Source organism: Roseobacter sp. AzwK-3b (genome assembly GCF_000170875.1).
Taxonomy (GTDB): Bacteria; Pseudomonadota; Alphaproteobacteria; order Rhodobacterales; family Rhodobacteraceae; genus Roseovarius; species Roseovarius litoreus.
This window is the reverse complement of sequence record NZ_ABCR01000002.1, coordinates 189,710-202,722: the sequence shown is the minus strand read 5'-3', so window position 1 is coordinate 202,722 and position 13,013 is coordinate 189,710. Positions and strand designations below refer to the sequence as shown.

Below are 13,013 nucleotides of genomic sequence, written 5' to 3'. Positions count from 1 at the left end.
CATGGATTACAGGCGATACGCGATCTACTACACCCCCGCGCCGGGGCCACTGAGTCAGGTTTGCTCGGCCTGGCTGGGATGGGACATGACCACCGGAAACGAGCTGGCGCACCCGGATGTCGCGGGCCTGCCCCTGCCGGTCGCACAGATCACCGAAACACCAAGGAAATATGGGCTTCACGCCACCATGAAGCCGCCGTTCCGGCTGGCTCAGGGGGCAACGCCAGCCATGCTGGACGACGCGCTGGCCAGCTTCTGCGCGCAGCGCCCCGCCGTGACGATGGACGGGCTGGAACTGGCGCGGCTTGGCCGCTTTCTGGCACTGCGGCCCTTGGGCAACGAAGGCCCGCTCAACGCTCTGGCCGCCGACATTGTGCGCGGCTTCAATGCCTTCCGCGCCCCCCTGACCGAGGCCGAGATGGCCCGCCGCCGCGAGGCCGGCCTGACCCCCGAACAGGATGCCCTCTTGCGGGCCTGGGGCTATCCTTACGTGATGGACCAATTCCGCTTTCATATCACCCTGACCGGCAAATTGCCCGTCGCACAAGCCCGCCAGACCGCCCAAGCGCTTGGCCCTGTCCTCACGCCGCTTCTGCCCGCGCCCTTCGTGATCGACGCGCTCAGCCTCGCGGGCGAGGATGCCAAAGGCCGGTTCCATCTGATCTCCCGTCATGCCTTCACCGGGTAAAGCTGGTCCTCGATCATCTCAAGCGTTTGCTCCAGCGCCCCGGCATTGACCACCTCGATGGCCCGCTCCAACCCGTCCGGCAAGGCAAACTCCGACCGGGCCAGCCGCGCCTCGATCTGCCGCGCGCTTTCGCGCCCTCGTGCTGCCAACCGCTCCGCCAGCACATTGCGCGGGGCAGTCAGATGCAACGTGACGAAGCCCGCGAACCGTGCCTGCGCCTGACGCAGCACCGACCGCGACAGGTTCACCAACAGGACCTCGCCCGCCGCCAGCCGCCCCTCGATCTCGCGCGGGATGCCATAACGCAAACCATGCGCAGCCCAATGCAGGCAGAACGCCTCGTCCTGGCAGAGCGCCTCGAAACGCGCCGCACTGACACCTTCGAACACCTCGCCGCCCGCATCCTCTGGCCGAGTGATGACCCGCCGCACAAGGCCAAGACCGGGGCAGCGCACGGCCAATGCCGTCATCACCGTGTCCTTGCCGACACCCGATGGACCAACCACACCGATCAGCCGCCCTGTCATCATGCGGCCTTCGGCGTAAAGACGGACACATCGATTTCCCGGTCACAAACGCGGGCGCGCGCCTCTACATCGTGGAAAATTCCGACAATCGCAGCCCCCCGTGCCTTGGCCTCTTCGATCAGGCACAGCACCGTCTCGCGGTTGGCGGCATCAAGGCTGGCCGTCGGCTCGTCCAGCAAGAGCGCGGGATAGGCATGGGCAAAGCCGCGCGCGATGTTCACCCGCTGCTGCTCGCCGCCCGAAAAGGTCGTGGGGCTGAGCGACCACAAACGCTCGGGAATGTTCAGCCGGGCCAGCAGATCGCGGGCACGGTCCATCGCCTCCTCGCGCGGGCGGCCAAGCGCCAGAAGCGGCTCTGCCACCACGTCGATGGTCGGAACGCGCGGGACCACGCGCAGGAACTGGCTGACATAGCCAAGGGTCTCGCGGCGCAGCGCAAGGATCTCGCGCGGCTCGGCGCGCGCCACATCGACACCGCCCACCATAATCCGGCCCGACGCAGCCAGGTAATTGCCATAGATCATGCGCATCAGCGTGGACTTGCCCGCGCCCGAACTGCCGGTCAGCGCCACGCACTCGCCCGCGGCGACATTCAGGCTGGCGCCCTCCATCACCGGAATAACTGCACTGCCCTGATTATGAAGGATAAACCGCTTTGAAACATCGTTTATCTCGATCATTGCCTTGTCCTTCCTATCGGCCCTCTCATCGGGACAGCCCGCCCGTCTCAGACTTGCAGCACGCTGGAGACCAGCAACTGTGTATACCCATGCTGAGGATCATCCAGCACCTGATCGGTCAGGCCGGTTTCCACCACATGCCCGTCCTTCATCACCATCAGCCGGTCGGCCAGCAGCCGCACCACCGCCAGATCATGGGTCACGATGATCGCCGAGAGACCCATTTCGCGCACCAATCCCCGCAACAGATCCAGCAACCGCGCCTGCACCGACACGTCCAGCCCGCCGGTCGGCTCGTCCATGAAGACCAGCCTTGGCCCGGTGACCAGATTGCGGGCGATCTGCAAACGCTGCTGCATGCCGCCCGAGAAGGCCGTGGGCCGGTCATCCACCCGATCCGCCGGGATCTCGACCCGGCCCAGCCAATCGACGGCCTGATCGCGGATGTCACCATAGTGCCGCGCACCCACGGCCATCAGCCGCTCGCCCACATTGCCGCCCGCACTCACCCCCATGCGCAGCCCGTCGCGCGCATGCTGATGCACAAAGGCCCAATCCGTGCGCGACAGCATCCGGCGTTCAGGCTCGGACATCTTGAGCGTATCGCGCAGGCCATCGGTGCGGGTGTCGAACAGAACCTCGCCGGCATCAGGAGCTAACTGACCGGCGAGGCAGCCGAGAAGCGTGGATTTACCCGATCCGCTCTCCCCGACAATGCCCATGACCTCTCCGGGATAAAGATCGAAGCTCACGTCGCGGCAGCCGATCCTCGTGCCGTAAAATCGGGTGATATCGCGCACCTGCAAAAGCGGTTGGGGGCTCATGCTCGGGCCTCCGTCATCATCGGCGCATCCTGCGCCTGCGTCCCCACATGGCCCGCCTCGCGGCGGCCCCGGCAATAATCCGTGTCAGAGCAAACAAAGATGCGCCCCCCCTGATCGTCGGTGATGACCTCATCGAGATAGCTGTCTCCAGCGCCACACAGATCGCAGGCATGATCGGCCTTGCTGGCCTCGAACGGGTAATCCTCGAAATCGAGACTCACGACGCGTGTATAGGGCGGCAGCGCATAGATACGCTGCTCGCGCCCTGCGCCGAACAACTGGATCGCCGGGCAATCCGACAGCTTTGGATTATCGAATTTCGGGATCGGCGACGGGTCCATCACATAGCGCCCCTCCACCTTGACCGGATAGGCATAGGAGGTGGCGATCGCGCCGTGCTGGCTGATATCCTCGTAGAGTTTCACATGCATGAGGCCATATTCCTCGAGGCTGTGCATCTTGCGGGTCTCTGTCTCGCGTGGTTCCAGAAAGCGCAGCGGCTCGGGGATCGGCACCTGATAGACAAGGATCTGATCCTCGCTCAGCGGCGTCTCGGGGATGCGGTGGCGCGTCTGGATCACGCTGGCCTCGGCGGTGTGCTCAGTCGTCTCAACCCCGGCGGTGCGCTCAAAGAACTTGCGGATCGACACCGCGTTGGTGGTGTCGTCGGCCCCCTGATCGATCACCTTGAACCGGTCCTCGGGCACAAGCGTCGCCGCGCTGACCTGCACGCCGCCCGTGCCCCAGCCATAGGGCATCGGCATCTCGCGGCTGGCAAAGGGCACCTGATACCCCGGCAGCGCCAATCCCTTGAGGATGGCGCGGCGGATCATCCGCTTGGTCTGTTCATCCAGATAGGCGAAGTTGTAGTCGGTCATTCCGCAGCCTCCTGCACGGGGGACGCGCCCGCGCCGTCCTGCGCCTCGCGGCGCAGCTTCCGCACAAGTTCCAGCTCGGACTGGAAATCCACGTAATGCGGCAGCTTGATATGCTCGAGAAACCCGGTCGCCTGAATGTTGTCGCAATGCATCAGCACGAATTCCTCGTCCTGCGCCGGCGCGCCCTGATTGTCCTCGCCCAGTTCCTTCCAGCGCAGCGCACGATCCACCAGCGCCATGGAAATCGCCTTGCGCTCGGTCTGGCCAAAGACCAGCCCATAACCACGGGTGAATTGCGGCGGCTCGGTTTTCGATCCCTTGAACTGATTGACCGTCTCGCATTCGGTCAGGGTGATCTCGCCGATCTCGATGGCGAAGCCCAGCTCGGGGATATCCATCTCGACCGCCACGGCACCGATCCGCAATTCGCCCACGAAGGCATGGTTGCGGGCATAACCGCGCTGCGTGGAATAGGCGAGGCTCAGCACGAACCCCTCATCCCCCCGCGACAGCGCCTGCAAGCGCAAGGGCCGCTCGGCGGGCAGCTCCATCGGCTCGCGCGTCAAGTCGGGCGGGGTGTCCTCGCTGGCGGCTTCGGTCTGGATCAGCCCTTCACGGTTCAGAAACCCGGTGATATGCGGCACGCGTCCCTCCTGCGGTGCGGCGCTTGGCGCCTCGGGGGCGGCACCTTCTGCGGCCAGCTTGAAATCCAGCAAGCGATGCGTGTAGTCGAAGGTCGGCCCCAGAACCTGTCCGCCGGGCGCATCCTTGAACGCGGCCGAGATACGCCGGTCACAGGCCATCTGCGCGGTATCGACCGGCCTTGATGCACCGAAACGGGGCAAGGTGGTGCGATAGGCCCGAATGAGGAAAATCGCCTCGATCAGATCGCCGCGCGCCTGCTTGATCGCCAGCGCCGCCAGATCGGGATCGTAAAGCGACCCCTCGACCATCACCCGGTTCACGGCAAGGCTCAGTTGCTCGCGGATCTGCGCCACGGACAATTCCGCCACCGACAGATCGCCGCGCCGTTCCTCGGCCAGCCAGGCATGGGCGTTGTCGATCGCCCGTTCGCCACCTTTGACCGCTACATACATCAGATGTCCTCCACACAGGTGCTGCGCGGCAGGGCCGCCACTTGATCACCACAGGTCAGAAAGAAATCGAGGCCGAGGGGAAACTGCGCCGCGTTGCGCCGGAACGCCGCCGTCTCGGGAAGCGAGAGGTGCGCACTGTCCTTTATGCCGGGGCCGGTCAGCCGGGCGCCCTGCGCCGCAAGCGCCGGCATCTCGACGATCAGGGTGGCTGCGCGGTCGGGATAGTCCGACGTTCCGATCCGGTAGGCATCCAGCGGCTGCAGCGCATCCCAAGCGCCGACCGCGAACATGGCATCCGCCGCCCCGACCAGCGGTGCGCCGGTGTGAAACGTGATCCAGTCGCGCAAGGCAGTGGCATCATGCGCCCCGGCCAGATGCACCGGCGTTTCCGGATCGCACAGCGTCAGGATCAGCGCACCCGCCGCCCGCGACAGCGGCGCGGGCGGTGCGGCACCTGCCAGCCGCTCGATCCGACCGGGCCGGGCCATTACGGACATCGCCGCACGAAACGCGCGCGCGGCATCGATCGGGCCATCGGCGAACCCGCCATCCAGTGCCTCGGCCTGCATCAATCTTCTCCCCTTGCCATCGTGAAGAAATCCACCTTGGTCGCCGCGGCCTTGGCCGCACGCGCCGCGCGGGCTGCCTGCTGCGCCTCATCCAACGGCTCCAGAACCGCCTCGCGCACGAATGCCGCCTGCCCCGTCTGCATCAGCGCATCGATCAAGGCCGCTTGTGTCGCGTGCGCCTTGTCGCGCCCCTGGACATAGGCATGCCCCACCTCGCCCCCGCTCAGTTTCACCGAACAGCGCGTCACCGTCATCTCGCCCAGATTGAAGGGCGCTCCCGTCGCCCCGGCCCGTCCGCGCACCATGACGCCACCTGCTTCGGGGGCGCGCAGATAGCCATAGTCCGGTGTCAGCCCAAGCGCCGACCACAGCCTGTCCAGCTCGGCCGAAGGCGCCTTGGCCAGCAGGCTCATCCAATGCTGTCTCTTTTCGATCTCGGTCATCTAGACACCTTGCGGATTTGTCTAAGTTTCTATACAACTAGACAAACTATTACGCCGACACGCCGAGTCGCGCAATCCCAGAAGCGTGAAGTTTTCGTGACATGACCCAGACCACCACTCGCACCCCGATCTGGAAATCCATCCATGCCGCCCTGAGCGCCGACATCGCCGCATCCCGCTATGCGCCGGGCGACAAGCTCCCGACCGAAGCGGCGCTGTCCACCCGGTTTGGCGTCAACCGGCACACCGTGCGCCGGGCACTGGCGCAACTGGCCGAGGACGGGATGATTCATACGCGCCAGGGCGCGGGCGTCTTTGTCACCCACAAGCCCACCGATTACCCCATCGGCAGGCGCGTGCGCTTTCACCAGAACCTGCGCGCGGCGGGGCGCATGCCAGCCAAGACAGTCCTTGGTCTGGAAACCCGCGCCGCCGATCAGCGCGAAGCCGAAGCCCTGAACCTGGAACCCGGCGCCGCGGTGCATGTCTATGACGGGCTGTCGCTCTCAGATGGGGCGCCGGTCGCTCTTTTCCGCAGCGTCTTTCCCGCCAAGCGTTTTCCCGATCTGCCCGAGGCCTTGGCCCGGCTGCATTCTGTCACCGAGGCTCTGCGCGCACAGGGCGTCGCCGATTACACCCGCGCCTGGACGCGCCTGACCGCGAAACTCGCCAATCCGACACAGGCGCTGCACCTTCGGATCACCGAGGGCGCACCGATCCTGCGCTCGGTCTCGCTGAATGTCGATCCGGACAAGCAACCGGTAGAATATGGGCGCACCTGGTTCGCCGGCGACAGAGTCACCCTCACCCACTCCGATTCATGAAGGAGTCCAAGGGTTTGTCATGCGGGCGATACAATCCTGCGCTAGATTTACAAAAATGGCAGACAAGAGCAGTCCGATGTCCATGCAATGGCCCGATATACGCCTGACCGGCGCGACCGTCCTGCGTGACGGCGAACTTCAGACGCGCTCTGTCGCGATCGAATCCGGTTGCATCGGCAGAGGCCCTTTCCCCGAGGTCGATCTGACCGGCTATTATATCCTGCCGGGCATCATAGACCTGCATGGCGACGCGTTCGAGCGACACACCGCCCCGCGCCCCACCGCGCCATTCTCCATTGAACAGGGCCTGATCGGCACCGATCGCGACGCTGCCGCAAATGGCGTGACAACCGCGTGGCTGGCGCAAAGCTGGTCTTGGGAAGGCGGACGGCGCAGCCCCGATCACGCCGAGGCGATGCTCGAGGCCCACGCCGCTTACCGCGCCCGGATGAAGACCGATCTGCGGGTGCAGATCCGCTGCGAGACCCATACTGTCGACACTGCCGACCGCCTGATCGCTGCGATCAAGCGGCACGGCGTGGGCTATGTGGTGTTCAACAATCATCTGGAAGAGGCCGTCACCCTGTCGCACAGCCGCCCCGAAGTTCTGGCAGGTTGGGCCAAAGAGGCAGGCCGTAGCCCGCAAGAGCACCTCGCCGTTGTTGAAGAGGCGCGCAAACAGGGCCGCGCTGTGCCGCGCTATCTGTGCCGTCTGGCCGAAACCTTCGATGCTTTGGGCGTGCGCTACGGCAGCCATGATGATCCCGACGGCGAAACCCGCGAGACCTTTGCGATGATCGGCGCCCGGATCTGCGAATTCCCCATCTCGCGCTCCGCCGCACGGCTGGCCAAGGCAGTCAACGATCCGGTGATCATGGGCGCGCCCAACGTGGTGCGCGGCGGCTCGCAGGCGGGCAACATCTCGGCCGCTGACCTGATCGCATCGGGCCATTGCGATGCGCTTGTCTCGGACTACTACTACCCCGCGCTGGCGCAGGCGGCATTTCATCTGGCCGATCAAGGCATTCTCGATCTGGCCTCAGCCTGGGCGATGATTTCTGCGGCGCCTGCCCGCATCATGGGCCTGCCCGACCGGGGCGTGATCGACTACGGACTCAGGGCGGATCTGACGGTCGTGAACGCAGACACCCGCGAGATCGAGGCCACGCTTGTCGCAGGCCGCATCACCCATCTGACCGGCGAGGCTGCGCATCGCTTCCTGTCCATCGGCAACCGTATGGCTCTTGCCGCAGAGTGACCCTGCCTCGGACCATTTCGTGAAAATCCGGCGGCGCCCCGGACCGGGGCGCTTTTTGCGATGCCGTCAGCCGCCGTACTTTTCCAGAAACGCCTCAATCGAAAGCGCCCGGAAATCCCCGAGTGCCGCGCGCAGCCGCTCGTGGCTCCAGTCCCACCAGCCAAGGGCAATCAGCCGTTCGGCCAATGCAGCGGGCTGGCGAGGCCGCACCGGCTTCGCGGGCATACCCGCAACGATCATATAAGGCGCCACATCCTTCGTAACGATCGCCCCTGAGGCGACGACCGCGCCATGCCCTACGCTCAGGCCCGGCTTGATCTGCGCATCATGTCCGATCCATGTGTCATGGCCGATATGGGCGCGCCGCGACCGGCGATGCTCGAACCATGCAGCATCGTCCTCGGCATCGTCCCAGTACCTGGCTGAGCGATACATGAAATGATGCAGGCTCGCCCGGTCCAGAGGATGATCCGTGGCGCCGATCCTCACGAAACTGGCGATATTGCTGAACCGGCCCACATCGGCATTGGCGATGTCGCAATACCTGTCGCAATAGGAATAATCCCCGATCGACGAACGCGCCACGCGGCTGCCGCGCCCGATCTCGGTATAAGCCCCCAGATCGCTGTCGGTGATCTCGCACTCGGGATGGATCAGCGGCGCTTCGGCGGTCAGTCTTTTCATTCGCTTGCCCCCTTGCCGGTCCGTACGCGCGGCACCGTGCCTCGCCTCTCGGCTCAGACACCGCTATCGTCGGATCGGATCAGCTTGCGCCGCAGCCAGCCCGATAGCGTGTCCATGAAGATCACCATGATGATGATGAGCATGATGTAATAGCTCACCTCTTCCCAGTCCTTCTGAGTGATGATCGCCTGCGTCAGCAACAGGCCGATGCCGCCACCGGTGATCGCGCCGATCACCGTGGCGCTGCGCGTGTTGGATTCGAGGTAATACAGAACCTGGCTTAGCAGCACCGGCGTGATCTGCGGGATCACCCCGAACCGATAGCGTTGCAGCGGCTTCGCCCCGGTCGAGGTGACGCCCTCGATCTGCTTGTCGTCGACATTTTCCAGCGCCTCCGAGAATATCTTGCCGAAGCTGCCGGTATCGGTGATCAGGATCGCGAGCGCGCCAGTCATCGGCCCGGGACCGAAGGCACGTGACAGGATGATGGTCCAGATCAGCCCATCGACCCCGCGCACGAAATCGAACACCCGCCGGATCGCAAAGCGCAGGCTTGCCAGACGATTGAAATTCCGCGCCGCGATGAAAGCCATCGGCAGCGCCACGATCGCGGCGCCCATCGTGCCGAGAAAGGCCATCAGGATGGTCTCGAAGATCGCCCAGATCACATCCTTGTGCCGCCACATGCTGTTGTTCCAGACCTCACCGACCATGGCGGCAAAGTTGCTCTGACCCTCGATCACCTGCTCGCCCGATACCGCCAATGCCGCCAGTTCGGCAAAGGACTTGCCGTAGAAAGGGCTGTCCAGCGTGAACCAGAACAGCTCCCAGCCATAGGAATAGACATAAACCTCGGTGCGGGCGCGGGTCACGGTCGCGCGACCGCCCTCGCCCGTTATGTTGACGCGGGCAGTGCTGGCGCTGATCCAGTCGGGGATGGTCCCGTCCGGCGTCTCGACCGAAATATCCCGCCCCTCAACCGTTACGATCACCGTTCCATAATCAGGCAAGCTGTAGCGCAGGGTCGAGCCTTCGATCTCGGCCACCTCGCCCGCATCCAGCGTGATCGTCACGGCATCTTCGCCCGTGGACGTGACGAACCCCGGCATCATGCCGTCAGGATAAGTGCCCTTGTTCTCGCCCTCGATCGCAAAGCTCAGACCGCCATTGCGGTTGTCGTGGGTGATATGGGTCTTGTAGCTATAGCTGTCGGCGACAAGGATTTTCGCGTTGTCCATGCGGGCACGGTCCACCAGCCCGGCAATGTCGAAGGCGAAGAAAAGATAGACGAAATAGGCCAGGATCACCGCCGGCACCGCAAAGCCCGCGATCTGCTTGCGCCGGAACCGCGCTACCGCATCCTGCGCAGGATTGCCGCCCGTCACCATTTCTGCCGTTGCGCTCATGGGTCAGACCTTTCCGACAAGTTTGTTGCGGTAATGGCTCGACAGCTGGTCGAAAAACACGATCGTCAGGAACACAAGGATAAAGATCGCCGCCACCTCATCGTAGCGGCCCTGCCCCCAGCTGAAGGCGTTCTTGAGATCATAGCCGATCCCGCCCGACCCCACGAAACCAAGGATCGCCGAGGCCCGGATATTGATCTCGAACCGCAGCAGCGCATAGCTCAACCAGTTGGGCGCCACCTGTGGCACCACGCCCAGGATCATCCTTTGGGTCCAGTTCGCCCCAACCGATTCCAGCCCCTCCAACGGCTTGAGGCTGGCATTCTCGTTGACCTCGGAAAAGAGCTTGCCCAAGGCACCGGCCGTATGCAGCGCGATGGCGATCATCGCTGGCACCGGCCCGCCACCAAGGATGAAGATCAGCACCAGCGCGATCACGATCTCGGGCACCGCGCGCAGGATATCCATCAACCGGCGGAAAGGACCGACCAGCGCCGGAAACCGCGCCAGCCCGCGCGTCGACAAAAGCGACAGCACCACCGCCATCAACCCGCCAATCAGCGTCGAGGCCGCGGCGATATTCACCGTCTCGATCAGCGACGGGAAAAATTTCACCATCAGCGCGGGGATCAGCGTCACCTTCTCGCGCGCTTCCGCGAGCACTTCGCCGGGAAACGCAAAGATGTTCAGGATCCCGTCCCAGAACCCGCCCGCATTGCGGCTATCGGCCAGCATGAACCCGGATGTCATCAACGCGATGAAGATCACCAGCATGATCCCGCCATACATGCGCTTGGTGCGCGTCATGGCCAGATAGGCGTCTTGAATTGCGGCGGTGTCCGGCGCTGCGCTGTTCCGGGCCAGCGAGGTATCGACCATGCGGCTTTGCTCCTTGACGAGATGACGGGGCGGGAGAACAAAAAAGAACGAGCCGGCCCCGCAAGGGACCGGCCGAGGTATCCGCCTTGCGGCTTACATCTTGGACTTGCGCGCTTCGATGATCGACAGATAGGCGTCATGGTTGATCGGCTGGAATCCCAGGGCCTCGCCTGCCATGAAGTTATAGGCACAGTCAGGCGCCATGTAGGGCAGCGACGCCGTCAGCGTGGTGATGTCGATCTTCACACGCTCGGGCAGATCTTTGCGCAGAACGATCGGACCTTCCGGGATCGGCTTTGACTTCCAGATTTCGACCAGGTCGTTCATGTCGACCAAGCCTGCGTCCGACGCCTTGCGCAGCGCGCCCGAGTTATAGCCGTCTTCCCAAGCGCCCATGCCGTCTGCCCATGTCACGCCGCCGTCGACATCGCCATTGGCCACCGCGACGATGGTCTGTTCATGACCGCCGACGAATTTCACTTCACCAAAGTAATCGCCCGACTCCATCGACGCACCCGTCTCCACGGGGATTTCGATCGACGGGATCAGGTAGCCCGAGGTCGAGTTGGGATCGCCGAACGCGAACACCTTGCCCTGCATGTCCCCAAGCGAGGTGATGCCGCTGTCCTTGCGGGCAAACCCGATCGAGTGATATCCGTACGAGCCGTCGACATTGGTTTTGACCATGATCGGCTCGACTGCATCAGGATTGGTCAGATAGGCTTTGGCATAGGCCGATGCTCCCAGCCACGCCATGTCGATCGTGCCTCCCAGCAGGCCCTGGATCACGCCGTCATAATCAGCGGGCGTGAACAGCTTGACCGGAACGCCCAGCAAATCTTCGGCCATGGCGCGGTAGCACTCGTTCGATGCCATCCGGTCCTGGGCGTTTTCGCCACCCAGAATGCCGATGCGGAATTCGGTGATGTCCTGAGCCATGACCGGGGCGGTCAGTGCGGTTGTGGCCACGATGGCAGCAAGCAGTTTCTTCATGATATCCTCTTTCAGGTTTCGGTCTTTAGGGGTCTCAGGGGCTGCTCTGCCGCGTTCCACGGCAGGGCGAAGAACGTCAGATCGTAGCCTCGGCCGCGCGCATGGCGCGGTCTTCGGCACGCTCCAGAGTCTCGATCGAGGTCGAGGTGCTGGTCTCGGAAAACCCGGCATCAGCGCCGTAAATGTCGCGCGCGGCACCCGTGGTCAGTTGCTCGGGCGTGCCGTCGAACACGATCCGGCCATGCAGCATCCCGATCACCCGGTCGCAATAGCGCCGCGCGGTATCCAGCGTATGCAGATTGGCGATGACCGTGCGGCCATCCTCTTCGTGAATGCGGCGCAGGTCATCCATCACCAGCTGGGCATTCATCGGGTCAAGGCTGGCGATCGGCTCGTCGGCCAGAACGATCCTGGGGTCCTGCATCAGCGCACGGGCAATCGCGACGCGCTGCTGCTGGCCGCCCGACAACGCCTCGGCGCGCTTGGGCGCATGTTCCGCGATGCCCAGACGATCCAGGATCTCAATGGCGCGGCAGATATCCGCCTGAGGATAGAGGTTGAACATCGTCGCCAGCGTCGAGCGGCGATTGAGCGTGCCATGCAGCACGTTCGACACCACATCCATCCGCGGCACCAGGTTGAACTGCTGAAAGATCATCGCGCAATCGGATTGCCAGGCGCGCTTGGCGTCGCCCTTCAGCGCCGTCACGTCGCGCCCTTCGAACTCGATCTTGCCCTCGGTCGCGTCCGTCAGCCGGTTCACCATGCGCAACAGCGTCGATTTTCCCGCGCCCGACCGGCCAATGATGCCGATCATCATCGGCTTTTCGACCGTGAACGACACGGCGTCGACAGCCGTGTTCGGACCGAACTTTCTTGTCAGTTTGGTAATCTTCAGCACCAGGCATCCCCCAAAACGGTCGTGCAATGGTGCTAGGCCGGATTCTCGAAAGCCTCGTGACACTCCGGTGAAGCTTTTGTAACGGGCGACCGGTCTTGCCGGAAACAGGGCCGGAACCTATCCTTGGCGATGACACAGAAGACGCTCAGACTGGCGCGCGCGTGGACCGGCTGGAAACCGGACTGCAACAAAGCCCGGAAGATCGCCCGCTGCCACAAGAGCCAAAGGCAGGACAACGATCAAAAACAAAACAATCCGGGCGTTACCACCGAGATTGTTCCGTTTCTGAAAACAGGACAGCCCCCAGCCCGTTTCCGGAGACCGGCACACCCCCGATAGGTGCGCGCCGGTCGGCTGCATGT

Annotated in this window: 15 protein-coding genes; 3 read left to right on the top strand and 12 right to left on the bottom strand. The window is 63.8% G+C overall.

Going from position 1 to position 13,013, the window contains the following annotated elements; all coding sequences use genetic code 11:
• Position 1 precedes the first annotated feature (1 nt).
• On the top strand, positions 2-688 hold the full coding sequence (locus RAZWK3B_RS05185; RefSeq protein WP_007812884.1) for a DUF1045 domain-containing protein: 687 nt from the start codon (positions 2-4) through the stop codon (positions 686-688).
• Here the strand turns inward: RAZWK3B_RS05185 and phnN are convergent.
• From phnN to phnG, 7 genes are read right to left on the bottom strand one after another with little or no spacing between them, the layout of a single operon-like run.
• On the bottom strand, positions 670-1,215 hold the full coding sequence (phnN, locus tag RAZWK3B_RS05180) for a phosphonate metabolism protein/1,5-bisphosphokinase (PRPP-forming) PhnN (protein ID WP_007812883.1): 546 nt from the start codon (positions 1,213-1,215) through the stop codon (positions 670-672). The two genes, RAZWK3B_RS05185 and phnN, sit on opposite strands and share 19 nt — an antisense overlap.
• Entirely contained in the window at positions 1,215-1,895 is a 681-nt protein-coding gene (gene phnL / locus RAZWK3B_RS05175; protein WP_007812881.1) for a phosphonate C-P lyase system protein PhnL, read from the bottom strand. The genes phnN and phnL overlap by 1 nt, the downstream gene beginning before the upstream one ends.
• A gap of 47 nt (positions 1,896-1,942) precedes the next feature.
• Positions 1,943-2,719, bottom strand: a complete 777-nt coding sequence (phnK, locus tag RAZWK3B_RS05170; RefSeq protein ID WP_007812879.1) for a phosphonate C-P lyase system protein PhnK — start codon at positions 2,717-2,719, stop codon at positions 1,943-1,945.
• On the bottom strand, positions 2,716-3,597 hold the full coding sequence (locus RAZWK3B_RS05165; RefSeq protein ID WP_007812877.1) for an alpha-D-ribose 1-methylphosphonate 5-phosphate C-P-lyase PhnJ: 882 nt from the start codon (positions 3,595-3,597) through the stop codon (positions 2,716-2,718). Before RAZWK3B_RS05165 ends, phnK begins: the two co-directional genes overlap by 4 nt.
• Positions 3,594-4,694, bottom strand: coding sequence for a carbon-phosphorus lyase complex subunit (locus RAZWK3B_RS05160; RefSeq protein WP_007812876.1), 1,101 nt, complete (start codon positions 4,692-4,694; stop codon positions 3,594-3,596). The genes RAZWK3B_RS05165 and RAZWK3B_RS05160 overlap by 4 nt, the downstream gene beginning before the upstream one ends.
• Positions 4,694-5,263 (bottom strand): phosphonate C-P lyase system protein PhnH, encoded by a 570-nt coding sequence (gene phnH, locus RAZWK3B_RS05155; RefSeq protein ID WP_007812874.1) that lies wholly within the window; start codon positions 5,261-5,263, stop codon positions 4,694-4,696. Before phnH ends, RAZWK3B_RS05160 begins: the two co-directional genes overlap by 1 nt.
• Positions 5,263-5,706 (bottom strand): phosphonate C-P lyase system protein PhnG, encoded by a 444-nt coding sequence (gene phnG, locus RAZWK3B_RS05150; protein ID WP_007812873.1) that lies wholly within the window; start codon positions 5,704-5,706, stop codon positions 5,263-5,265. The genes phnH and phnG overlap by 1 nt, the downstream gene beginning before the upstream one ends.
• A 101-nt stretch (positions 5,707-5,807) precedes the next feature.
• Between phnG and phnF the strand changes: the two genes are divergently transcribed.
• Positions 5,808-6,530, top strand: a complete 723-nt coding sequence (gene phnF / locus RAZWK3B_RS05145; protein WP_007812870.1) for a phosphonate metabolism transcriptional regulator PhnF — start codon at positions 5,808-5,810, stop codon at positions 6,528-6,530.
• Between the two features lie 76 nt (positions 6,531-6,606).
• Positions 6,607-7,788, top strand: coding sequence for an alpha-D-ribose 1-methylphosphonate 5-triphosphate diphosphatase (locus RAZWK3B_RS05140; RefSeq protein ID WP_007812869.1), 1,182 nt, complete (start codon positions 6,607-6,609; stop codon positions 7,786-7,788).
• Positions 7,789-7,854: 66 nt separating this feature from the next.
• Here RAZWK3B_RS05140 and RAZWK3B_RS05135 read toward each other — a convergent pair whose 3' ends face one another.
• The 5 genes from RAZWK3B_RS05135 to phnC all read right to left on the bottom strand — a co-directional run bounded on the left by RAZWK3B_RS05135 (position 7,855) and on the right by phnC (position 12,651).
• Positions 7,855-8,472, bottom strand: coding sequence for an LbetaH domain-containing protein (locus RAZWK3B_RS05135; RefSeq protein WP_007812867.1), 618 nt, complete (start codon positions 8,470-8,472; stop codon positions 7,855-7,857).
• A 53-nt stretch (positions 8,473-8,525) separates the two neighbouring features.
• The gene (phnE, locus tag RAZWK3B_RS05130) at positions 8,526-9,878 is read right to left on the bottom strand and encodes a phosphonate ABC transporter, permease protein PhnE (RefSeq protein ID WP_007812865.1); all 1,353 of its coding nucleotides are present in this window, start codon (positions 9,876-9,878) and stop codon (positions 8,526-8,528) included.
• Between the two features lie 3 nt (positions 9,879-9,881).
• A complete protein-coding gene (phnE, locus tag RAZWK3B_RS05125) occupies positions 9,882-10,757 on the bottom strand; it encodes a phosphonate ABC transporter, permease protein PhnE (protein WP_007812863.1) in 876 nt (291 codons plus the stop codon).
• A 93-nt stretch (positions 10,758-10,850) separates the two neighbouring features.
• On the bottom strand, positions 10,851-11,750 hold the full coding sequence (gene phnD, locus RAZWK3B_RS05120; RefSeq protein WP_007812860.1) for a phosphonate ABC transporter substrate-binding protein: 900 nt from the start codon (positions 11,748-11,750) through the stop codon (positions 10,851-10,853).
• A gap of 76 nt (positions 11,751-11,826) precedes the next feature.
• On the bottom strand, positions 11,827-12,651 hold the full coding sequence (phnC, locus tag RAZWK3B_RS05115; RefSeq protein WP_007812858.1) for a phosphonate ABC transporter ATP-binding protein: 825 nt from the start codon (positions 12,649-12,651) through the stop codon (positions 11,827-11,829).
• Positions 12,652-13,013 lie beyond the last annotated feature (362 nt).

Coding starts and splice junctions, on each gene's coding strand:
- phnN (WP_007812883.1), bottom strand. CDS start 1,215: ATGACAGGGCGGCTGATCGGTGTGGTTGGTCCATCGGGTGTCGGCAAG.
- RAZWK3B_RS05135 (WP_007812867.1), bottom strand. CDS start 8,472: ATGAAAAGACTGACCGCCGAAGCGCCGCTGATCCATCCCGAGTGCGAG.
- RAZWK3B_RS05185 (WP_007812884.1), top strand. CDS start 2: ATGGATTACAGGCGATACGCGATCTACTACACCCCCGCGCCGGGGCCA.
- RAZWK3B_RS05165 (WP_007812877.1), bottom strand. CDS start 3,597: ATGACCGACTACAACTTCGCCTATCTGGATGAACAGACCAAGCGGATG.
- phnE (WP_007812863.1), bottom strand. CDS start 10,757: ATGGTCGATACCTCGCTGGCCCGGAACAGCGCAGCGCCGGACACCGCC.
- RAZWK3B_RS05160 (WP_007812876.1), bottom strand. CDS start 4,694: ATGTATGTAGCGGTCAAAGGTGGCGAACGGGCGATCGACAACGCCCAT.
- phnE (WP_007812865.1), bottom strand. CDS start 9,878: ATGAGCGCAACGGCAGAAATGGTGACGGGCGGCAATCCTGCGCAGGAT.
- phnD (WP_007812860.1), bottom strand. CDS start 11,750: ATGAAGAAACTGCTTGCTGCCATCGTGGCCACAACCGCACTGACCGCC.
- phnF (WP_007812870.1), top strand. CDS start 5,808: ATGACCCAGACCACCACTCGCACCCCGATCTGGAAATCCATCCATGCC.
- phnH (WP_007812874.1), bottom strand. CDS start 5,263: ATGCAGGCCGAGGCACTGGATGGCGGGTTCGCCGATGGCCCGATCGAT.
- RAZWK3B_RS05140 (WP_007812869.1), top strand. CDS start 6,607: ATGTCCATGCAATGGCCCGATATACGCCTGACCGGCGCGACCGTCCTG.
- phnG (WP_007812873.1), bottom strand. CDS start 5,706: ATGACCGAGATCGAAAAGAGACAGCATTGGATGAGCCTGCTGGCCAAG.
- phnL (WP_007812881.1), bottom strand. CDS start 1,895: ATGATCGAGATAAACGATGTTTCAAAGCGGTTTATCCTTCATAATCAG.
- phnK (WP_007812879.1), bottom strand. CDS start 2,719: ATGAGCCCCCAACCGCTTTTGCAGGTGCGCGATATCACCCGATTTTAC.